Raw genomic sequence first — 23,502 nt, 5'->3', positions numbered from 1 at the left:
CCCCCCCGGGGGGGCGCACCCCCCCGCGCGCCCGCCGGGCCGCCGCCCCCGCCGCTGCCCACGGCGCGCGCGTTTCATCCCTGCGCCTGCAGCCATTCGCGGAAGCGCTTGGCCGGTTCGCGCTCAGCGCGTGAGCGCAACCGCGTCAGCCAGTAGCGGCCCAGCTCCACCGTGGTTGCGAAGGGCTGCAGCAGCCGGCCTTCGGCCAGTTCGGTCTCGAACATGCGCAGCGGCAGCAAGGCGACACCGGCGCCGCCGGCTGCGGCAACCGCCAGCGTCAGCGACGAATCGAATACCGGCCCGCGCGCTTCGACACCGGTGATGGCCGCCGCCTGCAGCCAGCGCGGCCATTCGTCGCTGCGGTAGGAGCGCAGCAGGGGCACCGTGGCCAGGTCGCGCGGTTCTTTCAGTCGCCGCGCCAGCGCAGGCGCGCACAACGGCGCGAAGGGCGCCTCCAGGATCGACGTACAGGTCTGCCCCTGCCAATCGCCCTCGCCAAAGCGGATCGCAAGATCCAGTCCTTCGCCCGCCAGGTCGATGCGGTTGTTGTGCGTCTGCAGGCGCAGTTCGATGTCGGCATGCGCCGCTTCGAACGCCGCCAGCCGTGGCAGCAGCCAGCCGGTGGCAAAGGTGCCGACCACGCCGATCGTCAGCACTTCGCGCGCCGGGCCCCCGGTGTAGCGCGCGATGCTGGCCGAAATGCGCTCGAACGATTCATTGAGCACCGGATACAACGCCGCACCTTCCTCGGTCAGCGCCACCCCGCGCGGCAGGCGGTGGAACAGGCGGACGCCCAGTCGATCTTCCAGCCCCCGGATCTGATGGCTCAAGGCCGCTTGGCTGACACAGAGTTCCAGCGCTGCGCGGGTGAAGTTCTGATGGCGGGCAGCCGCTTCGAAAGCGCGCAGCGCGTTCAGCGGCAGGGTAGGGTGAAGCATGGATGACCCGTGAGCCAGGATGATGGCTGATCGTATCCTGTCACTGGCCTGTACGTGAAATGAAGGGGGTGATCGCGACAGGTATGAGAAAAATGTATGGCTGATGCTGAAACTTCGCGCTGGTCGTGTGCGGGCGTAGCTTCAATAATCAGGCCAACTTCCAGGAGGCCCCCGCATGCTCGCTCGTCGCCGATTCCTTCAGCTCAGTGGCGTGGCCGCTGCCTCTTCCCTGGCGTTGCCGCTGCTGGCCCGCGCGGCGGCTTCCGATGCCACCCCGGCCCCCGCCCCGGAAGATGCGGCGTTCATCGCCGCCGACAGTTTCGCCGCGCTTGAAAAGGCCTGTGGTGGCCGCCTTGGGGTGACCCTGCTCGACACGTCCAGCGCGCGTCGCTTCGGCCATCGCCAGGACGAGCGCTTCCCGTTGTGCAGCACCTTCAAGAGCGTGCTGGCAGCAACAGTACTGCGCCATGCCGAGCGTGAGCCGGCGCTGCTGGATCGACGCGTTCCGGTACGGCCCGGCGACATCCTTGAACACGCACCGGTCACCCGCCGCCATGTCGGCAAGACCCTGACCGTGCGCGATCTGTGCAGGGCGACCCTGATCACCAGTGACAACACCGCCGCCAACCTGCTGTTCGGCGTGGTCGGTGGTCCGCCGGCAGTCACCGCGTTCCTGCGCGCCAGCGGCGATACGATCACCCGCAGTGACCGCCTTGAGCCGGAACTGAACACGTTCGCGGCCAACGATCCGCGCGACACCACCACGCCGGCCGCAATGGCCGCAACGCTGCAGCGGCTGGTGCTGGGCGACACCCTGCAGCCCGCGTCGCGCCAGCAGTTGGCCGATTGGTTGATAGACAACGAAACCGGCGACGCCTGCCTGCGTGCGGGCCTGGGCAAGCGCTGGCGCGTGGGCGACAAGACCGGCAGCAACGGCGAGGACGCCCGCAACGACATCGCCGTGCTGTGGCCGTTGGACGCTGGCTCGCCCTGGATACTTACCGCCTATCTGCAGGCCGGCGCGATCAGCTTCGCGCAGCGTGCAACCGTGCTTGCCCAGGTCGGCCGGATCGCCGATTCGCTGATCGCCTGACCCGGTCGTTGCCGACCGGGCGCTGGAAGGCCGCAGTCCGGCGTTTTCAGCAAAGTTCTGCTTGTCCCCTTGCGCGCAGGCGTGCATCCTGCGCGCGTTCGATCCACAGGGACGTTGTCCATGAGCCAGGAACTGGTCTATCTGCTGCTGATCTTCGCGTTGCTGGTGATCCCGCGCGCGCTGCAGCGCTTCAGCATTCCCGCACCGCTGACGTGCCTGCTGTTCGGCATCATCGCCATGCTCTGGCTGGGTGACCAGGCGCATGACGCGGTCATTGGTCTGTTGGCCACGCTGGGCATTTCCTCGCTGTTCCTGTTTGCCGGCCTGGAAGTCGAGCTTGCGGCGCTGCGCCGAGGGCTGTGGCCGTTGCTGGCTCACCTGCTGATCATCGCCGCGGCACTGGCGGGAGTCGGCTGGCTGGCCTGGAAGTATGCGGGGCTGGCATGGCAGCCGGCCGGGCTGCTGGCCTTGGCTCTGCTCACGCCGTCCACCGGTTTCATCATGGACAGCTTGTCGCGTCTGGGCCTGAGCGAGGACGAACGGTTCTGGGTCACCAGCAAGGCGATCGCCAGTGAGCTGCTGGCCCTGGCAGCCTTGTTCGTAGTGCTGCAGGCCGGCGACCCGGCGCACATGGCGCTGTCCAGCACGGCACTGCTGGGCATGATGGTGGGCTTGCCGCTGCTGTTCATCGCCCTGGGGCGATGGGTGGCCCCGCATGCACCGGGTTCGGAGTTCTCGCTGCTGGTGATGGTCGGCATGGTGGCGGCCTACATCACCTATTCGCTGGGTGTTTACTACCTGGTGGGTGCGTTCATCGCCGGCCTGGTCGCACGCCTGTTGCACCAGCGCATTCCGCGCCTGGCTTCGCACGAGAACCTGCACGCGCTGCGGCTGTTCGCTTCGTTCTTCGTACCGTTCTATTTCTTCAACGCCGGCACCAAGATTCCGCGCGAAGCGTTGAGCTGGGAGGCATTGGGCCTGGGCCTGGTGATCACGCTGCTGGTGCTGCCGCTGCGCCTGGGCATCGTCTGGCTGCAGCGCCGGGTGCTGTTCCGCGAAGCATCGCGCAGCAGCCTGCGGGTGTCGCTGGCTTTGGCGCCGACGCTGATCTTCACCCTGGTGCTGGCAGCGATCATGCGCGACCGCTTCCAGATTCCCGGCGTGCTGTTCGGTGCGCTGCTGCTGTATGCCGCGCTGACCACGCTGCTGCCGTCCCTGGTGTTCCGCACGCCGTTCGATGTCGATCCGGTTGAACAGGAACCGGCGGGCGAGGGCGAGGATGCGCCGGTGGCGGCAACGGAAGTGGCCGCCGCTCCTGCAGCGACCGAACGCTGAGGCAGATACAGGCCGGTTGGTTTGCGCCCACCGGCCATGGCCGTTAGGGTTGGGGCATGAAACTGATCGCCGCCGTTGTCCCCGCCATCGCCCTGCTTGGCCTCGTCGCCTGCTCGCAGCCCCCGCATACGGTCAACCATGATCTGTCGACCGCGCCGGCCGACGCGTTCATGGCCGCCGTCGCCGCCCATTGCGGCCAGGCCTACGAAGGCAAGGTGGTGGAAGACACGCCGGCGCCAACCGGCAAGGATCCCTTTGCCGGGCAGAAGCTGGTGATGCACGTGCGCGGTTGCGCCGACCCGGGCCATGAGCTGCGCATTCCCTTCCATGTCGGCGATGACCATTCGCGGACCTGGGTGCTGACCCGCACCGAACACGGCCTGCGTCTGAAGCACGACCATCGCCACGCCGATGGCAGCGCCGATGCGATCACCCTGTACGGTGGCGACAGCACCGCGCCGGGCACCGCCGAACGCCAGCAGTTCCCGGCCGATGCCGAGTCGGTGGCGATGTTCCGGCGTGCCGACATGCTGGCCTCCACCCACAACACCTGGGCGATGGAGATCGAGCCTGACCAGCGCTTCGTCTACGAGCTGACCCGCCCGGAGGGGCGTCGCTTCCGGGTCCAGTTCGACCTGAGCAAGCCCGTCGCGCTGCCGCCCGCGCCCTGGGGCGACCCGGCCACGCCGGCAGCCCGGTAGCGCCGGGCCACGCCCGGCGGCTTTTCTGGCGTAGATGACGCCGCGGGGCTCGCAGGCCATTGCCCGGCGCTACCCGTGGGATGGGTGCATCCCCGGCAGGGTTCAGCGCGTGCCGAAGCGTGCGCGGCAGCCGTTGCTGACCCACACGTTGCCGCGCGAGTACCCCCAGCTGCGGCCTTCTTGGCAGGCGCTGCCGGATAGCTGCTGCTGCAGCACCGGCCGGCCCTGTCTGTCATCCCAGTCACAGCGCTGCTGGCGGTTGTTGTTGCTGCTGCAGGTCACGCTGTAGTTGCTGTTGCCACCGCCCCAGCCGCCGCCATTGCCGCCACCCCAGCCGCCACGGGCTTCGGCGAACTCGGCGCGGCAGCCGCGGTTGACCCAGATCGCGCCATTGCGCACGCCCCAGTTCTGTCCTTCCACGCACTGGGTGCCGGAAATCTGCCGGACCACGCGCGCATTGCGCCAGCCGACCGGGCAGCTGCGCTCGCGGTTGTCCTGGCTCTCGCAACGCACGGTGCTGCCGTTGTTGCCACCCCAACCGCCGCCATTGCCGCCGCCCCAGCCGCCTCCGCGGCCCTGGGTGAATTCGGCCCGGCAGCCATTGTTGACCCAGATGCTGCCGTTGCGGGTGCCCCAGGTGCGGCCCTCCACGCAGGCCGAGCCGGACAGCTGGCGGACCAGCTGCGCATCGCGCCAGCCGGTGTTGCAGACGCGTTCGCGGTTGTTCTGGCTCTCGCAGCGGATCACCCCGTTCTGCGCAGCGACGGGGGCAACGGGAAGGGTGAGCGCCGCAGCGCTGCCCAGCAACACGGTGACGGCCAGGCTGGCCAGGGGCAGCGGTTTCATGGCGACATCCCCATACGGTAGGTGGTGCGCGACTATAAGGACCGGGCCGATCAAGCCCGCGTGACCGTCCGCATTTGCCCCGGCCGGGGCCTCGGCCGCAGAATACGAGGCTTTCCGGGCCCCCTCGGGCGCCGGCGTTCTCCAGCGGAGCTTTCCCCCATGCGTACCCACTTCTGCGGCCTGGTCGATGAGACCCTGATTGGCCAGACTGTCACCCTCGCCGGCTGGACCGACGTGGCCCGTAACCAGGGCGGCGTCTGCTTCATCGATCTCCGCGATCATGAAGGCATCGTGCAGGTGACGGTGGAGCTCGACAACGCCGAAGTGTTTGCCGTGGCCGCCAGCCTGGGCTACGAGGACGTGCTGCAGGTGGAAGGCGTGGTCCGCGCCCGCCATGCGGTGAACGACAAGCTGCGCACCGGCAAGGTGGAAGTGATCGCCACCGCCATCACCGTGCTGAACAAGGCCGCGCCGCTGCCGTTCCACGCCCACGAGAATCCGGGCGAAGAAACCCGCCTGAAGTACCGCTACCTGGACCTGCGCCGTCCGGAAATGCAGCGCATGCAGCGCACCCGCATCAAGCTGGTGCAGGCCCTGCGCCGCCACCTCGATGAAAAGGGCTTCCAGGACATCGAAACCCCGATCCTGACCAAGGCCACCCCCGAAGGCGCACGCGACTTCCTGGTGCCGGCGCGCATGCACGCCGGCGAGTTCTACGCCCTGCCGCAGAGCCCGCAGCTGTTCAAGCAGATCCTGATGGTGGCCGGCTTCGACCGCTACTACCAGATCGCGCGCTGCTTCCGCGATGAAGCGCTGCGTGCCGACCGCCAGCTGGAATTCACCCAGCTGGACATGGAATTCGCCTTCGTCCGCGAACCCGACGTGCAGGATTTCGTTGAGGACATGATCCGCGCGATCTTCAAGGAAGTGGTCGATGTCGAGCTGGATGCCAGCTTCCCGCGCATGACCTGGGCCGAGGCGATGCGTCGCTACGGTTCGGACAAGCCGGACCTGCGCATCGCGCTGGAGCTGGTGGACGTGGCCGAGCTGGTCAAGAACAGTGAGTTCCCGGTGTTCACCGGCCCGGCCAACGATGCCGAAGGCCGCGTGGCCGCGCTGCGCATTCCGGGCGGCGCAGCGCTGAGCCGCAAGCAGATCGACGAATACGCCGCGCACGCCGCCAAGTACGGCGCCAAGGGCCTGGCCTACATCAAGATCGCCGATAACGGCGAAGTCAGCTCGCCCATCCAGAAGTTCTTCAGCGAGGAATCCTTCGCCGCGCTGGTCGCGCACGTCGGTGCCGGCAACGGCGACATCGTGTTCTTCGGTGCCGGCGGCTACAACAAGGTTTCCGACTTCATGGGCGCGCTGCGCCTGAAGGCCGGCAAGGACTTCGGCCTGGTCGCCGATGGCTGGGCGCCGCTGTGGGTCACCGACTTCCCGATGTTTGAGTGGGATGACGAAGCCCAGCGCTACGTCGCCCTGCATCACCCCTTCACCGCACCGGCGGTGGACGACATCGCCGACCTGCGCACCAATGCCCGTACCGCCGTGTCGCGCGGCTATGACATGGTGCTCAACGGCAATGAAATCGGCGGCGGTTCCATCCGTATCCATCGCCCGGACATGCAGAGCGCGGTGTTCGAGCTGCTCGGCATCGGTGCCGAAGAGGCCCGGGCCAAGTTCGGCTTCCTGCTCGACGCGCTGAACTACGGCGCGCCGCCGCACGGTGGCATCGCCTTCGGCATCGACCGTATCGCCGCGCTGATGGCCGGCACCGAGTCGATCCGCGACGTCATCCCGTTCCCCAAGACCACCGGCGCCCAGGATCTGATGACCGACGCACCGTCGCCGATCGCCGACGTGCAGCTGGCCGAAGTACATATCCAGGTTCGCCCCAAGACCAACTGATCAGGAGATCCAGGCAATGACCGAGTTCGCGTTTTCGCTGGAGTGGGAAAAGCTGGGCAATGAAGGCTCCGAGGCCACCCTGGTCACCGAGCGTGCGCGTGTGTTCGGTGGTTGGCTGGTCCGCGTCGGTACCAATCCGTCGGCAATGGCCCTGACCTTCGTCGCCGACGGCGAGGGTCGTTGGGACGGCGAAGACTTCGGCGTCGAGGACTACGAGGACGACGAAGAGGAAGAGTACGAAGAGGACGAGGAAGGCGAAGAAGAGGAAGACGGCGAGGAAGAAGAGGACGACGAGGAATACGAAGAAGAGGAAGAGGAAGAAGACGACCAAAAGGCACCTGCGGAACGGGCTTGACCCGAACCGTTGTCCTGGCGTCAACTCGACCCATGTATTCGATCCGCCGCGCCACTGTTGACGACGCGCCGACCCTGTCGGCGCTGGCCGCTCGCACGTTCACCGAAACCTTCGGCCATCTGTATCCGCCGCAGGACCTGCAGGGCTTCATCGCGGAGTCCTACACGGTCGAACGCCAGCGCACCATCCTGGCCCACCCCGATTACGCGGTGTGGTTGCTGGAACTGGACGGGGAGGCGGTCGGCCATGCCGCCGCCGGCCCCTGTGGGTTGCCGCACCCGGACGTGAAGCCCGGTGACGGCGAGCTAAAGCGCCTGTACCTGATCAAGACGCAGCAGAGCTGTGGCTGGGGCAGCCGCCTGCTGGAAACCGCGCTGGCCTGGCTGGAACATGACGGCCCGCGCACCCTGTGGCTGGGTGTGTGGTCGGAGAACTTCGGGGCCCAGCGCTTCTATGCCCGCTACGGCTTTGAAAAGGCCGGGGAGTACCTGTTCCCGGTCGGTGCCACCAACGATCTTGAATTCATCCTGCGCCGCGCGCCGCGTACAGCCGGATGACGTTCACTGCCGCTTGCCCCTGGCTTCTGTTCAATCACTGCACGATTTCGCCCCGCTGACCGCCAGGCTGTAGCGCATGACTCCCCCCGTATTGTTGTTGCATGGCATCTGGAATGCCCGTGCCTGGGTTGGGCCGTTGGCCTGGCGCCTGCGCGCGCGTGGCTTCCAGGTCCATACCTTTGGCTACTCTTCCGTATTCGGCGGGCCCGATGTGGCGGTGCCGCAGCTGCTGGAGCGGCTGGCCGGTGCTGGCCCGCTGTCGCTGGTCGGGCACAGCCTGGGCGGGCTGCTGGCGCTGGAAGCACTGCGCCGGCAACCGCAGCTGCCGGTGCAGCGGGTGGTCTGCCTGGGCTCCCCGCTGCGTGGCAGTGGTACCGCTCGTTCGTTGTCCGAACATGGCTGGGGCCTGGCCCTGGGGCGCAGCAGCGACCTGCTGCTGGATGGTTTGCCGGACTGGCAGGGCAGCGCGTCGGTCGGCCTGATCGCCGGTTCGGTGCCGCACGGCCTGGGCAGCCTGCTGGGCGCGCTGGATGACGATTCCGACGGCACCGTGGCCCTGGCCGAGACCCGCCTGCCGGGCCTGGCCGACCACTGCGTGGTGCGCACCAGCCACAGCGGCCTGGTGGTGTCGCCCGATGCCGCACGGCAGACCGCACACTTCCTGCAGCACGGCCAGTTCGACCACAGCCGCGACGCCGCCGCAGCGTAGGAGGGGGGGCGAACGGTCTGCCTTGGTGGGTGCGAACCGTTGGTTCGCACGCTTTACGCCGGGCATGGCCCGGCGCTACCGGTCTGCCTTGGTGGGTGCGAACCGTTGGTTCGCACGCTCTCGCCGGGCCACGCCCGGCGGCATCTGGCCGGCCCTCGACACGGTCACAGGGCCCGATCAGGTAGAATCCGCGGCCTTATCCATCAACGCACGTACGGAAAGACCCATGGGTAGAGGCCCCTCCATCGAGAACCGCAAAAACGCGTCTGACGCGAAGCGCGGCAAGATTTTCACCAAGATCATCCGTGAGATCGGCGTGGCCGCGCGCGGCGGTGGAGGCGACCCCAACAACAACCCGCGCCTGCGGGTGGCGGTGGACAAGGCGCTGACGGCGAACATGTCCAAGGACGTGATCGAGCGTGCCATCAAGAAGGCCACCGGTGAGCTGGAAGGTGTCGAGTACGAAGAAATCCGCTACGAGGGCTATGCCCCCGGTGGCGTAGCTGTGATCGTCGATTGCCTGACCGACAACCGCGTGCGCACCGTGGCCGATGTCCGCCATGCGTTCAGCAAGTGCGGCGGCAACATGGGCACCGAAGGCTCGGTGAGCTTCATGTTCAAGCGCGTGGGCGTGCTGCATTACGCGGCCGGCGCCGATGAGGACGCCATTTCCGAAGCGGCCATCGAGGCCGGCGCGGACGATATCGTGGTCTATCCCGAAGATGGCGCGATCGACGTGCTCACGGCGGCTGACAGCTTCCATGCGGTCAAGGATGCGATGCAGGCCGCCGGCCGCACGCCCGACCATGCCGAGCTGACCTTCCGTGCCGACAACGACATCAAGGTCGAAGGCGACACCGTGCTCCAGGTCAAGAAGCTGCTGGACATGCTGGAAGACCTCGACGACGTGCAGGACGTGTACTCCAACGCCGATCTCGGCGCGGACGCCTACGCCTGAACGGCCGCAGCACCGGTCGCCTTTGGCGGCCGGTGAGCGGACAATGCCGACCATGATGACCCCAGACGTTTCCCGCCATCACCGTCGCATGTGTCCGCCCAGGGCCGGCGACCGCCCCGCGTGCCCGGCATGACCCGCATCCTTGGTATCGACCCGGGCTCGCAACGCACCGGGGTCGGCATCATCGATGTCGACGCAAACGGCCGGGTCAGCCACGTGCACCACCAGCCGCTGGTGCTGCTGGGCGCCGATGACTTCCCGCAGCGCATGAAGCTGCTGGTACTGGGCCTGGCCGAGCTGTGCCACGAGTACCAGCCACAGGAAGTGGCCATCGAGAAAGTGTTCATGGCACGCAACCCCGATTCAGCGCTGAAGCTGGGCCAGGCCCGCGGCGCGGCCATTTCGGCGGTGGTGCTGCGCGACCTGCCGGTGCACGAGTACGCGGCCAGCGAGATCAAGCTGGCGGTGGTCGGGCGCGGTGGTGCCGAAAAGCAACAGGTTCAACACATGGTCGGGCTCATGCTCAACCTGAAAACCAAGCTGCAGGCCGACGCGGCCGACGCGTTGGCCGTGGCCATCACCCATGCCCACGTAAGGGCAACGGCCAACCGCCTGGGGCTGACTGCCCGCCAGGCGTGGGGCCGCAAATGAGGAGCTGCACGCAATGATCGGTCGACTGCGCGGAATCGTCGCCTACAAGGCGCCGCCGTGGCTGGTGGTGGACGTGAACGGAGTGGGCTACGAACTGGAGGCGCCGATGAGCACCTTCTATGACCTGCCCGAGCTCGGCCGCGAGGTCACCCTGTATACCCACTACTCGCAGAAGGAAGACAGCGTGTCGCTGTACGGCTTCCTGCGCGAGGGCGAGCGCCGCCTGTTCCGCGATGTGCAGAAGGTCAGCGGCATCGGCGCGAAGATCGCGCTGGCGGTGCTGTCCGGGGTGACCGTCGAGGAATTCGCGCGCATGGTCCAGGCCGGTGACATCACCGCGCTGACCCGCATCCCCGGCATCGGCAAGAAGACCGCCGAGCGCATGGTGCTGGAGCTGCGTGACCGCGCAGCGCAGTTCGGCGCCGGTGGCGCGCTGCCGACCGGCAGTGGCCCCGCCCCGCACGATCCTCTGTCCGATGCCACCGTGGCACTGCAGCAGCTGGGCTACAAGCCCACCGAGGCGGCGCGGATGGCACGCGAGGCCTTCAACGAAGGCGACGAAGTCGCCACGATCATCCGCAAAGCGCTGCAGTCGGCGCTGCGCTGAGCCGCATCGTTTCCTTTTCCTTACTCCCTGAGCCCCGCCAGGAGCCCCATGTCCAGTAGTCAAACCCCGCACAGCGCCGCCCACGGCGGCCATGGTCACGCCCCCCCGGCCGGGGGACTGGCGCTGATCATCGGTGCGATCGGCGTGGTCTTCGGCGATATCGGCACCAGCCCGCTGTACACGCTGAAAGAGGCGTTTTCGCCGCACTACGGGCTCACCAGCGACCACGACACCGTACTGGGCGTGCTGTCGCTGGCGTTCTGGGCGCTGAACATCGTGGTCACCCTGAAGTACGTGACCATCATCATGCGCGCCGACAACGACGGCGAGGGCGGCATCATGGCGCTGATGGCGTTGACCCAGCGCACCCTGCGCAACGGTTCGCGCTCGGCGTACGTGGTGGGCATCCTCGGCATCTTCGGTGCGTCGCTGTTCTTCGGTGATGGTGTCATCACCCCGGCGATATCGGTGCTGGGCGCGGTTGAAGGCCTGGAGGTCGCCGCTCCCGGGCTGCATGCCTTCATCGTGCCGATCACCGTGGTGGTGCTGCTGGCGGTGTTCGCCGTGCAGCGCTTCGGCACGGAAAGAATCGGCAAGCTGTTCGGGCCGATCACCTCGATCTGGTTCATATCGCTGGCGGCGATCGGCATCTACAACATCGTCGATTCCCCGGAAGTGCTGAAGGCGTTCAACCCGTGGTGGGCGATCCGCTTCTTCATGGAACACGGCTGGCACGGCATCTTCATCCTGGGTGCGGTGGTGCTGGCGGTGACCGGTGGCGAGGCGCTGTACGCCGACATGGGCCACTTCGGTGCCAAGCCCATCCGCCACGCCTGGTACTTCTTCGTGCTGCCGTGCCTGGTGCTGAACTACCTGGGGCAGGGCGCGCTGGTGCTCAACCACCCTGAAGCGGTGAGCAACCCGTTCTTCGAAGCGGTGCCGTCGTGGGCGCTGTACCCGATGATCATCCTGGCCACCATGGCTGCGGTGATCGCCTCGCAGTCGGTCATCACCGGCGCCTTCTCGGTTTCGCGCCAGGCCATGCAGCTGGGTTACATCCCGCGCATGCGCATCAAGCACACCTCGCACGACACCATCGGCCAGATCTACATCCCGGGCATCAACTGGGGTATCGCGGTGATGGTGATCGGCCTGGTGCTGGCCTTCCGCAGTTCGTCCAACCTGGCCGTGGCCTATGGCATCTCGGTGTCGGCCACCATGCTGATCGATACCCTGCTGCTGGCCCTGGTCGCGCGCTCGCTGTGGCCCAAGGCACGCAACTGGATCCTGCCGCTGTGCGTGGTGTTCTTCATCATCGACCTGGGCTTTGTCATCGCCAACGGCGCCAAGCTGCTGCAGGGCGCCTGGTTCCCGGTGGTGCTGGGCATCTTCCTGTTCACCATGATGCGCACCTGGCGCCGTGGCCGCGAACTGCTGCGCGACGAGATCCGCAAGGACGGCATCCGCATCGATACCTTCCTGCCGGGCCTGATGCTGGCACCGCCGGTGCGCGTACCGGGCACGGCCGTGTTCCTCACCGCCGACCCGACCGTGGCCCCGCATGCGCTGATGCACAACCTCAAGCACAACAAGGTGCTGCACGAGCGCAATGTGTTCCTGCACGTGGAAACCCTGCCCATTCCCTACGCAATGGAAGGGCAGCGGTTGAAGATCGAATCGGTGGGCGACGAGTTCTACCGGGTCTACGTGCGCTTCGGCTTCATGGAGACCCCCGACGTGCCGCTGGCACTGATGCGTTCGTGCGACCACGGCGGCATCTATTTCGACCCGATGGACACCACCTTCTTCGCCAGCCGCGAGACCATCGTCGCCACCGCCAACCGCGGCATGCCGATCTGGCGCGACAAGCTGTTCGCGCTGATGCACCGGAATGCCGCGCCGGCGACCGGCTTCTTCAGGATTCCGGGCAACCGCCTGGTGGAGCTCGGGGCCCAGGTCGAGATCTAGGTCCTCTCCCTTCTTCGATACCGCCATGCTTCCATCCACGCATGGCGTGGATCTACCGTGTCGACCAAGGTAGACACCCACCAATAGCAGGCCATGCCGTGTCGACCAAGGTCGACACCCACCAGAGCAGAATGCCGTTCCCGCAGATCGCAGAAATCTGTCGAAGGCGGGGTGGGTCCGGTTGCGGGGGCGTGAGCGCCATGGATGGCGCGACCGAGCCTACATGGATGTATTTACGGCGCCCCCCGCAACCGGGCCCACCCCGCCATTCCCCAGGAAGCCCGCTTCGGCTGTTGCTTCGGCTCTTGCTTCGGCTCTTGCTTCGGCCGTTGCCGTTGCCCGTAGCGGGTGCCGGGCGCAGCCCGGCCGAAACCCGTACTTTTGCCGCATAATCAGCACATGACCGACGACCGCATCATCGGCGCCGGCGCCACCCGCGAGGATGACGCCGCCGACGCCAGCATCCGCCCCAAGCGGCTAGCCGATTACCTCGGCCAGGTGCCGGTGCGCGAGCAGATGGAGATCTACATCCAGGCCGCCAAGGGTCGCGGCGACGCGCTGGACCACGTGCTGATCTTCGGCCCACCGGGCCTGGGCAAGACCACGCTCAGCCATGTCATCGCCAACGAGCTGGGCGTGGCCCTGCGCGTGACCTCCGGTCCGGTGATCGAAAAGGCCGGCGATCTGGCCGCGCTGCTGACCAACCTGCAGCCGCACGATGTGCTGTTCATCGACGAAATCCATCGCCTGTCGCCGGTGGTTGAAGAAGTGCTGTATCCGGCGATGGAAGATTTCCAGATCGACATCATGATCGGCGAGGGCCCCGCCGCTCGTTCGATCAAGATCGATCTGCCACCGTTCACCCTGATTGGTGCCACCACCCGGGCCGGCCTGCTGACCGCGCCACTGCGCGACCGCTTCGGCATCGTCCAGCGCCTGGAGTTCTACAGCGTTGAAGAACTGACCCGGATCGTGCGCCGCTCCGCCGCGATCCTGGCCATCGACTGCACTGCCGATGGGGCAGGGGAGATCGCGCGCCGCGCGCGGGGTACCCCACGTATCGCCAACCGCCTGCTGCGCCGCGTGCGCGATTACGCCCAGGTCAAGGCCGGCGGCCACATCGACCAGACCGTGGCGCAGGCGGCGATGCAGATGCTGAAAGTGGACCCGGAAGGCTTCGACGAGCTCGACCGGCGCCTGCTCAAGACCATGGTCGACTATTTTGATGGCGGCCCGGTTGGTATCGAGTCGCTGGCCGCAGCGCTGTCCGAAGAGCGCGGCACGCTGGAAGACGTGGTCGAGCCGTACCTGATCCAGCAGGGCTTCCTGGTGCGCACCGCGCGTGGTCGCATGGCCACCCACAAGGCCTACCGGCACATGGGCCTGAAGCCCAAGACCCCGCCACAGGATCTGTTCGCCGAGGTTCCCGATGTCGGTTGAACCCCGGTTCAGTTGGCCGACACGCATCTACTGGGAAGATACCGACGCAGGTGGCGTGGTCTACCACGCCCGCTACGTGGCCTTCATGGAACGGGCCCGTACCGAATGGATGCGCGCACTGGGCTATGGTCAGGAGCGCATGCGTGCCGAGCACGGCCTGGTCTTCGCGGTGCGCTCGATGCAGATGGACTTCATCAAGCCGGCACGCCTGGATGACGCCCTGCAGGTCAGCGCTACCCTGGTCCAGTTGAAACGGGCCAGCATGGTGTTCGACCAGCAGGTCCTGCGCGACGGCCAGGTGTTGCTGTCCGCGCAGGTCCGCATCGCTGCACTGGATGCGGCAAGTTTCCGCCCGCGTGGCATGGACGAACCTGTCCTGGCCGCGCTGCAACCCCACCTTTACCCCGAATCCGAACAGAACTCTTGAGGAACAACGGATGATCGCAACGCTCCTGGCCCTGCAGGCCACGGTCACCGAGGCATTGCCGGCCGATGTCAGCAATGCAGCGACCCAGACCCTTGCCCAGGCCACCACTGGCGGCGGCATCAACTACCTCGAGCTGATGGCCAAGGCCAGCCTGCCGGTGAAGATCATCGTGCTGCTGCTGCTGGTCGGCTCGTTCGTCAGCTGGGTGATCATTTTCCGCAAGGCCCGCGTGTTCAAGCAGGCCACCCGCGAAGCGGACGAGTTCGAGAACCGCTTCTGGTCCGGCGCCGACCTGGGCAAGCTGTACAGCTCGGCCACCGACCGCAGCCGCAACGTCGGCGGCCTGGAAGCGATCTTCGAAGCCGGTTTCCGCGAATACACCCGCCTGCGCGACAAGCGCCGGCTGGATGGTCGCGCCCAGCTGGAAGGTGCCCAGCGCGCCATGCGCACCACCTACACCCGCGAAGTCGACCAGCTCGAGCGCAACCTGGAACTGCTGGCCAATATTGGTTCGACCGCCCCTTACGTGGGCCTGGTCGGCACCGTGTTCGGCATCATGGTGACCATGCACGACATGATCAGCAGCGGCGCACAGGCCGGTATCGCCGCGGTTGCCCCGGGCATCTCCGAAGCGCTGTTCGCCACCGCCATCGGCCTGTTCGTGGCGATTCCGGCGGTCTGGGCCTACAACCGCTTCACCACCCGCGTGGAGCGCATGTCGGTGCGTTTCGAGACCTTCGCCGACGAGTTCAGCTCGATCCTGCAGCGCCAGAGCGCTGGCGACGAGTAAGCGCCAGACCCGGGAGTCCAAGCCATGTCCGCTGCCATCGGTCGCCGCAAGCGCCGCAAGCTGAAATCGGAAATCAACGTCGTTCCCTATATCGACGTCATGCTGGTGCTGCTGATCATCTTCATGGTCACCGCGCCGCTGCTCACCCTGAGCTTTGATGTCGACCTGCCCAACTCCAACGCCAAGGCGCTGGAGAGCAAGCAGGACCCGGTCATCGTCTCGGTTCGCCAGGACGGCCAGCTCAGCCTGAAGCTGCCCGATGCCAAGGAGCCCACGGCTGTCACCGCCGAGGAGCTGCAGGGTCACCTGTCCGGCATCGCCGCGCAGGACAAGGGCGTGCGCGTGATCGTCGCCGCCGACCGTGCCGTGGCCTACGAAAAGGTCATCGCGGCGATGGACGTGATCAAGCGCGCCAACGTGGACAAGGTAGGCCTGGCCACCGATGCACGCTGACGCTCTGCCGCCATCGCACAGGGAAGAGCCGGGCTGGGGCCTGCCCCTGACCCTGGCCGTGCTGGTGCACCTGCTGGTCGCGCTGATCTTCATTGGCGCCTGGCTGTGGTCGCCCCAGCGCAACACCGACGCCGCCGCAGGCGATCCCTCGGTCGAGGCCAGCCTGGCGCTGTCCGCTTCCGAAGCGGCCGCCGCACGCCAGGCCCTGCGCCAGTCGGAGAAGCTGGAGGACCTGCCGCCGCCGGTTGCCGAGCCGATCCCGATGCCCGAAGACACCATCCCGCCGCCGCAGCCGATCGAAGAGCCGCGCCCGCAGGACGCGCCCACGCCGCAGCAGCAACAGGCGCAGGAACGCGTGGCCCAGCCCGATACCAAGGACCAGGACGCGGTCAGCGCGCTGGCCATCTCGCAGGAGAAGGCCAAGCAGGAGCAGGAAGCCAAGCGCCGCCAGGAACAGATCGACCTGACCGAGCGCAAGCGCCAGGAAGAGGTCGAGCAGAAGCTGCGCCTGGCCAAGCAGCAGGAAGAAGACGCCAAGAAGAAAAAGGCCGACCAGGAGCGTGTGGCGGCTGACAAGGCCGAGGCCGAGAAGCAGAAGAAGATCGCCGACATCCGTGCCCGCCGCGAGCAGGCCGAGAAGGAAGCCAAGCTGGCCGAGCAGAAACTGCGCCAGGTGGCCGCCGCACGCAACGCTGCTGGCAGCGCCGCCGCCGGTGCCAGTGGCGCCGCGCAGCCGGCCGCCGGTGGAGGTGGCAGCAGCGACGACCTGTCAGCCAAGTACGCCGCGGCCATCCAGGCCAAGGTGCTGGCGCAGTGGGTGCGTCCGGACAGCGTGCCGTTGGGTCAGCGCTGCCAGATCACCATCAACCAGTTGCCGGGCGGAACGGTCCGCAGTGCCACCGTCAGTGCCGGCTGCCCGTTCGACGACGCCGGCAAGCGCTCGATCGAGGCCGCCGTGCTCAACGCCCAGCCGCTGCCGTACCGCGGCTTCGAGCAGGTATTCGCGCGCACCATCAACTTCACCTTTACCGCCCAGGATCGCTGAGGCGGGCGGGCAGGGCAGCCCTTTGGGGCTGCCTCCGTCAGTTGGTGACGCCTCTGCCTCTGGATCGCGCTGGCTTGGGCAGGCCATGCTGGGGAAGACCCAGACGCAGGAAAGTTGGACGCGACGTTAACGGCATGTGAGAAAACCGGCTGGCACTGACCCGGAATTCACGTACCCTTGGTTCATGATTGCGAAGCGGTTCACTGCCGCTTTGCTATCCCTCGTTCCGGTTCCCCCTATTTGAGCGCTCCATGAAGAAGATGCCTCGCTGGCTTGCCGTGTTTGCGGCTTTGTTGCTGCCCTTTGCTGCCGCCGCGCAGCAGAAGGGGCTGGATATCGACATCATCGGCGGCAATGCCTCCGCCCTGCCCATCACCATCGTGCCGATGCCCTACCAGGGTGCAGCCGGTGCCCCGCAGACCGACGTCGCCGGCGTGGTCCGCGCCGACCTCGAGCGTTCGGGCCAGTTCCGCACCCTGCCCGAAGCACAGATCGTGGAAAAGCCGATCCGTGGCGGTGACATCCAGTTCGCCACCTGGCGCGCGCTGAAGCAGAACTACATCGTCGTTGGCCGCGTGATGGACGCCGGTGCCGGCGCCTACCGCGTCGAATACGAACTGTTCGATGTGCCCAAGGGCGAGCGCCTGCTGGGTCTGGCGATGACCGCACGTGGCAATGCCATGCGCGATGTCGCCCACCAGATGGCCGATGCCATCTACGAGAAGATCACCGGTGTCCGCGGTGCCTTCTGGACCCGCATCGCGTATGTGACTGCCAGCGGCAAGGGTGATGCCATGCGCTATGCGCTGATGGTCGCCGACTCCGATGGCTTCAACCCGCAGACCATCGTGCGTTCGGCAGAGCCGCTGCTGTCGCCGTCGTGGAGCCCGGATGGCAACAAGCTGGCCTACGTCAGCTTCGAGCGTGGCAACTCGGCCATCTACATCCAGAACATCTCCACCGGCGCCCGTGAACTGGTCACCAGCTTCCGTGGCATCAACAGCGCCCCGGCCTTCTCGCCGGACGGCCGCAAGCTGGCCCTGACCCTGTCGCGTTCGGGCAACCCGGAAATCTACGTGATGGACCTGGGCAGCAAGCAGCTGGCCCAGCTGACCAACCACTTCGCCATCGATACCGAGCCGACCTGGTCCCCGGACGGCAGCGCGGTGTACTTCACCTCCGACCGCGGTGGCCGTCCGCAGGTCTACAAGGTCGGTGCAGGCGGCGGCAGCGCCGAGCGCGTGACCTTCCAGGGCAACTACAACGCCAAGCCCTCGGTGTCCTACGACGGCAAGAAGATCGCCGTGGCCCAGGGCTCGGGCAACAGCTACAAGATCGCGATGATGGACAGCTCGCTGGGCTCGCCGCGCTGGAGCACGCTGTCGCCGGGGTCGCTGGACGAATCGCCGAGCTTTGCGCCCAACGCAAGCATGGTGCTGTATGCCGCCCGCGAGGGTGGTCGTGGTGTGCTGTACGCCGTCTCGGCCGATGCGCGTGTTCGCCAGCGCCTTGTGCTGGCCGACGGAGATGTCCGCGAACCGGCATGGTCCCCATACCGTACCCAGCGCTAAAAGAGTGTTAATATTTTCGTTGTATTGAACCCATCATCGGCCTAGGAGCCACAAAGGTATCGCCATGAACAAGTCCACCCGCGTTCTGCTTGTTTCCCTGCTGTCCGTGGCCGTCCTGGCCGGTTGCTCGAAGAAGGTCAAGGAAGAAGCCCCGGCTCCGGTCGACACCGGCACCTCGACCACCACCCCGACCGGTCCGTCCACCTCCGGCCTGTACGGCCCGGGCGATCTGGACACCGACGCCTGCCTGCGTCAGCGCGTTGTCTACTTCGACCTGGACAAGGAAGAAGTGAAGCCGGAATTCCAGGCCATCATGGCTTGCCACGCCAAGTACCTGCGTGACCGTCCGTCCTCGCGCATCACCCTGCAGGGCCACACCGACGAGCGCGGTTCGCGCGCGTACAACCAGGCCCTGGGCGAGCGTCGTGGCAACGGCGTCAACTCGGCACTGCAGGCCAACGGTGGCTCGGCTTCGCAGCTGACCGTCGTTTCCTACGGTGAAGAGCGTCCGGTCTGCACCGAGTCGGGCGAGTCCTGCTGGTCGCAGAACCGTCGCGTCGAAATCGTCTACACCGCGCAGTAATCCATGCGCGTTGGCATCAAACTGATGCTGGTCGTTGCGGCAGCCCTCGTGGCTGCCGCACCGGCGCATGCACAACGTCAGAGCCTGGCCGACCGTGTCGGTTCGCTCGAGCAGCAGATGTACAACAACAGTGCCAACCAGGACCTGTTGAACCAGATCAACCAGCTGCGGCAGCAGGTCACCAGCCTGCAGGCCTCGATCGAGCAACTGCAGCACGACAACGCCCAGCTCAAGCAGACCGCCCAGGACCAGTATCTGGATCTGGACAGCCGCCTGAACCGGCTGGAAGGGGGCACTGCCGCCCCGGCCCTGCCGCCCGTTCCGGCAAGCGCACCGAAGGCCCCTGCGGCCCCGGTAAAACCTGCAGCAGCGGCCACTTCCGAGCGGCCGCCCTCGGTCCACGGTGACCCGGGCAGCCTGGCCGTCACCGGCGACGAGCGCACCTCCTACAACGTCGCGTTCGATGCGTTGAAGGCAGGCAAGTACGATGATTCCTCGCAGCTGTTCCTGAGCTTCCTGGAGCTGTACCCCAACGGCGTCTACGCCCCCAATGCGCTGTACTGGCTGGGCGAAAGCTACTACGCCACCCGCAATTTCCCGATGGCCGAGTCCCAGTTCCGCGAACTGCTCTCGCGCTATCCCACCCACGACAAGGCCGCTGGCGGCCTGCTCAAGGTTGGCCTCTCGCAGTATGGCGAGGGCAAGGTCGACCAGGCCCAGCAGACGCTGGAAACCGTTGTGGCGCAATATCCAGGCTCGGATGCCGCGCGTACCGCGCAGGACCGCCTGCAATCGATCCGTCTCGGCAACCAGATCCGCTGAGCGCTCGTACAACCTGATGATGAAGTAGAGCCGAGCCCATGCTCGGCTGCTTTCGTTTCCGGCATCGGCACTTCCGTTGCCCGCCCTATCAAGAATTCCACGCCATGACCGTCGTTTCCCCGTCCAACGCTGCCGCCACCCCCAGCGAGATCGTGCAGTCGCCGCTGCCGCGCCTGAAGATCACCGAGATCTTCACTTCGCTGCAGGGCGAAGCCGATACCGCCGGTTGGCCGACCGTGTTCGTGCGCCTGACCGGCTGCCCGCTGCGCTGCCAGTACTGCGACACCGCCTACGCCTTCCACGGCGGTACCTGGTGGGACATCGACGACATCGTGGCCGAGGTGCTCGCCCAGGGCGTGCGCAATGTCTGCGTGACCGGTGGCGAGCCGCTGGCGCAGAAGCGCTGCCTGGTGCTGCTGCAGAAGCTGTGCGATGCGGGCCTGGATGTGTCGCTGGAAACCTCGGGTGCGCTGGATGTCAGCGGCGTCGATCCGCGCGTGTCGCGCGTGGTCGACATCAAGACCCCGGGTTCGGCCGAAGTTGCACGCAACCGCTGGGAAAACCTGCCGCTGCTGACCGCGCGCGACCAGGTCAAGTTCGTCATCTGCAACCGCGAGGATTACGACTGGGCCAAGGCCATGGTCGCCGAGCACCAGCTGGTACAGCAGACAATGGTGTTCTTCTCGCCCAGCAAGGGCGAGATCACTGCCCGCCAGCTGGCCGACTGGATCGTGGAAGACCGGTTGCCGGTGCGCTTCCAGATGCAGTTGCATAAAATACTGTGGAACGACGAGCCGGGCCGTTGAGCCGGTTCCTGCTTCCCTGATGTAGTTCCGGCGCGGGACAGCGTGCTGGCTTTTCCCCCAAACCGGAAGATTTACCCATGAAGAAGGCAGTCGTGCTTCTCTCCGGCGGCATGGATTCAGCCGCCGTCATCGCCATGGCGCAGGAACAGGGCTTCGCCGTGCATGCCCTGAGCGTGCGCTACGGCCAGCGCCACACCTCCGAACTGGATGCCGCCGCGCGCGTGGCCGCAGCCCAGGGCGTGATCGTGCACAAGACCGTGGACGTGGACCTGCGCAGCATCGGCGGCTCGGCGCTGACCGATGACATCGATGTGCCCGAGGCGGGCGGCGAGGGCATTCCGGTCACCTACGTGCCGGCGCGCAACACCATCATGCTGTCGTTGGCGCTGGGCTGGGCCGAAGTGCTGGGCGCCAATGACATCTTCTGTGGCGTCAACGCGGTGGACTATTCGGGCTATCCCGACTGCCGCCCGGAGTTCATTGCCGCCTTCCAGGCGCTGGCCAACCTGGCCACCAAATCGGGCGTGGAGGGCGCGGGCATCACCGTGCACGCGCCGTTGCAGTTCCTCAGCAAGGGCCAGATCGTCAGCGAAGGCGTGCGCCTGGGCGTGGACTTCGGGCTGACGGTGTCCTGCTACAACGCCGACGCCAATGGCGCCGCGTGCGGCCACTGCGATGCCTGCCGTCTGCGCGCGCAGGGCTTCACCGAAGCCGGCGTGGCCGACCCGACGCTGTACGCCTGACCGCGCCTGATGGGTGGTGGGTGCGAACCGTTGGTTCGCACTCCCTGTCCCGGCGCTACCGGGGTGGCAACCAGCCCGATGCCTCGATGAAGGTCCGTACCGCCTTCGGATCGTCGTAATCCAGCTCGATCATCCGCGCGATGCCCACTTTCTCATCCGCCTGCCGGCGCATGTACTCCTGCGCGATGCGATAGCCGGCGTAGTAGCCCAGGTCGCTCACCCCGAACGGATTGCGCGAGCTGTTGTACAGCCAGTTGTCCAGCGCCTGCCCATCCATCTCGGCCATGAAGCGCGTGCGGATTTCAGCCTCGTGCAACGGCCCATAGGCATACAGCGGCAGTGCCGGCCGGCGCCCGCTGATGCGCTCTGCCACGTATTCGGCAACGCCTTCGCGCACCGCGTACTGCGCCAGCGTGCCGGTGGTTTCGCGCTGCTGGGTGTGCACGTACTCATGCAGATTGTTCTGCGCGTTGTTCGCGCCAGGATGGCTGTCGTAGAAGATCCGCAGGCGCGCGCGCAGCGGCTCGGGCAGCTCGCTCACATCCACGCTTGCATCGCCCAGCGCCATCTCGGCGCCGATCAGCACCTGGTTGCCGAGCGTCGTTCCGCCAGTGCGCAGCACGCCCACCGCGTAGGTGATGCTGGCCGGATGCAGGGCAGGGTAGAGGGTGCGGAAAGCGGCCAGATCCCGTTCCAGCGTGGCGCTGGCCTGCTGCGCGTTGATGGTCAACGGGCGCCGCACCGAGGCCCAGAAGCGTGGCCATTGGCGCATCGCTGCGGCGTATTCCTCGGCGGTGTAGTTGCGCACCTTCATCAGCGCATGCAGGCCCGGGCTGCCAGGTGCGATATAGCGCTGCTGGACCAGCACGACCTGTCTGGCTGCATCGGGCTCGGCGCGCACCGCATCGTAGGTCGCCCAGAAGCGGGTGATGTCGTCGGTACGCACGTGGGTGGGCGTCGCGGCGGTGGCCGTGGCTGGTAGCAGGGCGAGCATCAACGACAGCAGCAGGCGCATTCAAGGCTCCCGGGCAGGATCACAGTTGGGATGCGACGTGCGATGGAATGGTTTAGACGCCCGTGGCCGGGTAGCGCCGGCCGCTGGCCTGCAATCTCGTCGATCCCCGGCTTCACCCAGCCCGGCAAAGTGGGGTAGAATGCCCACCCCGCCGAAAGGCTGGGGCCATGCATGGGCCGTTAGCTCAGTCGGTAGAGCAGAAGACTTTTAATCTTTTGGTCGATGGTTCGAATCCATCACGGCCCACCATTGCATCAACGACTTAGGCGCCCACTGGGCGCCTTTTTCGTGCCGCCGGAAAAAATGCCGGAAGAACCAACGTGGTTCCACGTGCGTGAGCGGCATGCGTGCTGCATCCTGATCGATAGCCTCAGCACGCAGCCGACGCACCGCCATCGACATCACTTCCCTCGCGAAACATCCGCGTGTGTGGCCGCAGCGTCCTGGTTGGCCTGTTGTGCGGCAGCGGCAGCCGCTTCGTTAGCGGACTTCACTGCAGCGGAGTGGAACCGCTGGAACTCTTCCTGCTGCCTTTTGCTCATCTCCATCTCCAGAAGCACTGCGGCGGCACGCTCCTGCGGGTACTTGGCAGCGCATGCCTGCTGCACCAACTGCGCGGTCTGGTCGGACATTCCCGCCTGCAGATGGCTCAGGAGGCAATCGGCGTAGCGCGCCGATGCAGCTTCGGCAGTGGGTGCCGCAGGCGCTGTGGCGGCGAGAACGGTAGCAATCAAGGCGCTCAGCATGACGTGTACTTCCTTGTGGGTCTGGCGATGAGGGCGAGGCGTATCGACGCCTCGGGTACAGCCGTTCAATTACCCTATGGGTAATTATTTGGGAATAATCGGTAATTAAAATTCGCCTCTGGCCGGTCCTTACCGACCGGCCAAGGCCTGTTTCAGCCGTAATGCGCGCGCAGCAGTCCGGCGTCGTGGAAGGAAATACCCTCGCGGATGCACTCCTCGGCGCGCTCCATGTCCTTGTGCAGCTGGATCAGCCCATCGTCGCTGAGCTGGTCGATGTCCATCACGCCACAGCAGGCCTGGTCGATCACATGCTGCATCGGCTCCCCCCAGCGCCGTCGTACGTTGCGGATCATGCGGCAATGCCACTCGCGCATGATGGCGTCCATGCGCCGTTCGCCAGGGGGTGTGTGCGCCTCGCCGGCCACCACCCGC

At 66.4% G+C, this 23,502-nt stretch carries 26 protein-coding genes and 1 tRNA gene; 22 read left to right on the top strand and 5 right to left on the bottom strand.

What is annotated here, in order from left to right; genetic code table 11:
- Positions 1–74 precede the first annotated feature (74 nt).
- On the bottom strand, positions 75–938 hold the full coding sequence (ampR, locus tag ACVOLJ_RS17440; RefSeq protein ID WP_481564702.1) for a LysR family transcriptional regulator AmpR: 864 nt from the start codon (positions 936–938) through the stop codon (positions 75–77).
- A 175-nt stretch (positions 939–1,113) separates the two neighbouring features.
- Here ampR and blaL2 point away from each other — a divergent pair, with 175 nt between their 5' ends.
- The 3 genes from blaL2 to ACVOLJ_RS17425 all read left to right on the top strand — a co-directional run bounded on the left by blaL2 (position 1,114) and on the right by ACVOLJ_RS17425 (position 4,067).
- The gene (gene blaL2 / locus ACVOLJ_RS17435; RefSeq protein WP_481564701.1) at positions 1,114–2,031 is read left to right on the top strand and encodes a L2 family extended-spectrum class A beta-lactamase; all 918 of its coding nucleotides are present in this window, start codon (positions 1,114–1,116) and stop codon (positions 2,029–2,031) included.
- A gap of 120 nt (positions 2,032–2,151) precedes the next feature.
- Complete coding sequence (locus ACVOLJ_RS17430; protein WP_475280091.1) at positions 2,152–3,366, top strand: cation:proton antiporter; 1,215 nt, start codon at positions 2,152–2,154, stop codon at positions 3,364–3,366.
- Between the two features lie 56 nt (positions 3,367–3,422).
- Positions 3,423–4,067, top strand: coding sequence for a hypothetical protein (locus ACVOLJ_RS17425; RefSeq protein WP_475280090.1), 645 nt, complete (start codon positions 3,423–3,425; stop codon positions 4,065–4,067).
- Between the two features lie 102 nt (positions 4,068–4,169).
- Here ACVOLJ_RS17425 and ACVOLJ_RS17420 read toward each other — a convergent pair whose 3' ends face one another.
- A complete protein-coding gene (locus ACVOLJ_RS17420; protein WP_475280089.1) occupies positions 4,170–4,913 on the bottom strand; it encodes a DUF3011 domain-containing protein in 744 nt (247 codons plus the stop codon).
- 159 nt (positions 4,914–5,072) lie between these two features.
- On the opposite strand from ACVOLJ_RS17420, the gene aspS reads away from it, so the two are divergent.
- The 18 genes from aspS (at position 5,073) to queC (ending at position 21,309) form a co-directional block, all read left to right on the top strand.
- Complete coding sequence (gene aspS, locus ACVOLJ_RS17415) at positions 5,073–6,824, top strand: aspartate--tRNA ligase (protein ID WP_475280088.1); 1,752 nt, start codon at positions 5,073–5,075, stop codon at positions 6,822–6,824.
- Between the two features lie 16 nt (positions 6,825–6,840).
- A complete protein-coding gene (locus ACVOLJ_RS17410; protein WP_475280087.1) occupies positions 6,841–7,179 on the top strand; it encodes a DNA primase in 339 nt (112 codons plus the stop codon).
- Positions 7,180–7,211: 32 nt separating this feature from the next.
- Positions 7,212–7,736, top strand: coding sequence for an N-acetyltransferase family protein (locus ACVOLJ_RS17405; RefSeq protein WP_475280086.1), 525 nt, complete (start codon positions 7,212–7,214; stop codon positions 7,734–7,736).
- Between the two features lie 76 nt (positions 7,737–7,812).
- Positions 7,813–8,445, top strand: coding sequence for an esterase/lipase family protein (locus ACVOLJ_RS17400; protein WP_475280085.1), 633 nt, complete (start codon positions 7,813–7,815; stop codon positions 8,443–8,445).
- Between the two features lie 226 nt (positions 8,446–8,671).
- Positions 8,672–9,403, top strand: a complete 732-nt coding sequence (locus ACVOLJ_RS17395; protein WP_089236564.1) for a YebC/PmpR family DNA-binding transcriptional regulator — start codon at positions 8,672–8,674, stop codon at positions 9,401–9,403.
- 129 nt (positions 9,404–9,532) lie between these two features.
- Positions 9,533–10,054, top strand: a complete 522-nt coding sequence (gene ruvC, locus ACVOLJ_RS17390; RefSeq protein ID WP_475280083.1) for a crossover junction endodeoxyribonuclease RuvC — start codon at positions 9,533–9,535, stop codon at positions 10,052–10,054.
- Between the two features lie 13 nt (positions 10,055–10,067).
- Positions 10,068–10,661 carry a Holliday junction branch migration protein RuvA gene (gene ruvA, locus ACVOLJ_RS17385; protein ID WP_475280082.1) on the top strand — a complete coding sequence of 198 codons (594 nt, stop codon included), beginning with the start codon at positions 10,068–10,070 and terminating at the stop codon, positions 10,659–10,661.
- 48 nt (positions 10,662–10,709) lie between these two features.
- Positions 10,710–12,629 carry a potassium transporter Kup gene (locus ACVOLJ_RS17380; protein WP_475280081.1) on the top strand — a complete coding sequence of 640 codons (1,920 nt, stop codon included), beginning with the start codon at positions 10,710–10,712 and terminating at the stop codon, positions 12,627–12,629.
- Positions 12,630–13,028: 399 nt separating this feature from the next.
- Entirely contained in the window at positions 13,029–14,069 is a 1,041-nt protein-coding gene (gene ruvB, locus ACVOLJ_RS17375; RefSeq protein WP_475280080.1) for a Holliday junction branch migration DNA helicase RuvB, read from the top strand.
- Positions 14,059–14,496 (top strand): tol-pal system-associated acyl-CoA thioesterase, encoded by a 438-nt coding sequence (gene ybgC, locus ACVOLJ_RS17370; RefSeq protein ID WP_475280079.1) that lies wholly within the window; start codon positions 14,059–14,061, stop codon positions 14,494–14,496. Before ruvB ends, ybgC begins: the two co-directional genes overlap by 11 nt.
- Positions 14,497–14,506: 10 nt before the next feature.
- On the top strand, positions 14,507–15,286 hold the full coding sequence (tolQ, locus tag ACVOLJ_RS17365) for a protein TolQ (RefSeq protein ID WP_197583061.1): 780 nt from the start codon (positions 14,507–14,509) through the stop codon (positions 15,284–15,286).
- Positions 15,287–15,310: 24 nt separating this feature from the next.
- Positions 15,311–15,739 (top strand): protein TolR, encoded by a 429-nt coding sequence (gene tolR, locus ACVOLJ_RS17360; RefSeq protein ID WP_025874671.1) that lies wholly within the window; start codon positions 15,311–15,313, stop codon positions 15,737–15,739.
- Positions 15,729–16,784 carry a cell envelope integrity protein TolA gene (gene tolA / locus ACVOLJ_RS17355; RefSeq protein ID WP_481564700.1) on the top strand — a complete coding sequence of 352 codons (1,056 nt, stop codon included), beginning with the start codon at positions 15,729–15,731 and terminating at the stop codon, positions 16,782–16,784. The genes tolR and tolA overlap by 11 nt, the downstream gene beginning before the upstream one ends.
- A 251-nt stretch (positions 16,785–17,035) precedes the next feature.
- The gene (tolB, locus tag ACVOLJ_RS17350) at positions 17,036–18,355 is read left to right on the top strand and encodes a Tol-Pal system beta propeller repeat protein TolB (protein WP_475280077.1); all 1,320 of its coding nucleotides are present in this window, start codon (positions 17,036–17,038) and stop codon (positions 18,353–18,355) included.
- A gap of 64 nt (positions 18,356–18,419) precedes the next feature.
- Entirely contained in the window at positions 18,420–18,938 is a 519-nt protein-coding gene (gene pal / locus ACVOLJ_RS17345; protein ID WP_475280076.1) for a peptidoglycan-associated lipoprotein Pal, read from the top strand.
- A gap of 3 nt (positions 18,939–18,941) precedes the next feature.
- A complete protein-coding gene (ybgF, locus tag ACVOLJ_RS17340) occupies positions 18,942–19,760 on the top strand; it encodes a tol-pal system protein YbgF (RefSeq protein WP_475280075.1) in 819 nt (272 codons plus the stop codon).
- A 104-nt stretch (positions 19,761–19,864) separates the two neighbouring features.
- Positions 19,865–20,566 (top strand): 7-carboxy-7-deazaguanine synthase QueE, encoded by a 702-nt coding sequence (gene queE / locus ACVOLJ_RS17335; protein WP_481564699.1) that lies wholly within the window; start codon positions 19,865–19,867, stop codon positions 20,564–20,566.
- A 77-nt stretch (positions 20,567–20,643) separates the two neighbouring features.
- Positions 20,644–21,309 carry a 7-cyano-7-deazaguanine synthase QueC gene (gene queC / locus ACVOLJ_RS17330; protein ID WP_475280073.1) on the top strand — a complete coding sequence of 222 codons (666 nt, stop codon included), beginning with the start codon at positions 20,644–20,646 and terminating at the stop codon, positions 21,307–21,309.
- A 55-nt stretch (positions 21,310–21,364) separates the two neighbouring features.
- Here queC and ACVOLJ_RS17325 read toward each other — a convergent pair whose 3' ends face one another.
- On the bottom strand, positions 21,365–22,324 hold the full coding sequence (locus ACVOLJ_RS17325; protein ID WP_481564698.1) for a DUF2268 domain-containing putative Zn-dependent protease: 960 nt from the start codon (positions 22,322–22,324) through the stop codon (positions 21,365–21,367).
- A gap of 173 nt (positions 22,325–22,497) precedes the next feature.
- On the opposite strand from ACVOLJ_RS17325, the gene ACVOLJ_RS17320 reads away from it, so the two are divergent.
- Positions 22,498–22,573 (top strand) — tRNA-Lys (locus ACVOLJ_RS17320).
- Between the two features lie 152 nt (positions 22,574–22,725).
- Here the strand turns inward: ACVOLJ_RS17320 and ACVOLJ_RS17315 are convergent.
- Together ACVOLJ_RS17315 and ACVOLJ_RS17310 are read right to left on the bottom strand one after the other, a co-directional pair.
- Positions 22,726–22,956: a hypothetical protein gene (locus ACVOLJ_RS17315; protein WP_475280071.1), complete on the bottom strand. Its 231-nt coding sequence runs from the start codon at positions 22,954–22,956 to the stop codon at positions 22,726–22,728.
- A 266-nt stretch (positions 22,957–23,222) separates the two neighbouring features.
- On the bottom strand, positions 23,223–23,456 hold the full coding sequence (locus ACVOLJ_RS17310; protein ID WP_475280070.1) for a hypothetical protein: 234 nt from the start codon (positions 23,454–23,456) through the stop codon (positions 23,223–23,225).
- Between the last annotated feature and the right edge of the window lie 46 nt (positions 23,457–23,502).

It is taken from the genome of Stenotrophomonas sp. STEN046, from assembly GCF_056759755.1.
The sequence above is the reverse complement of the archived record's forward strand: the minus strand, read 5'-3'. Positions and strand labels throughout refer to the sequence as shown.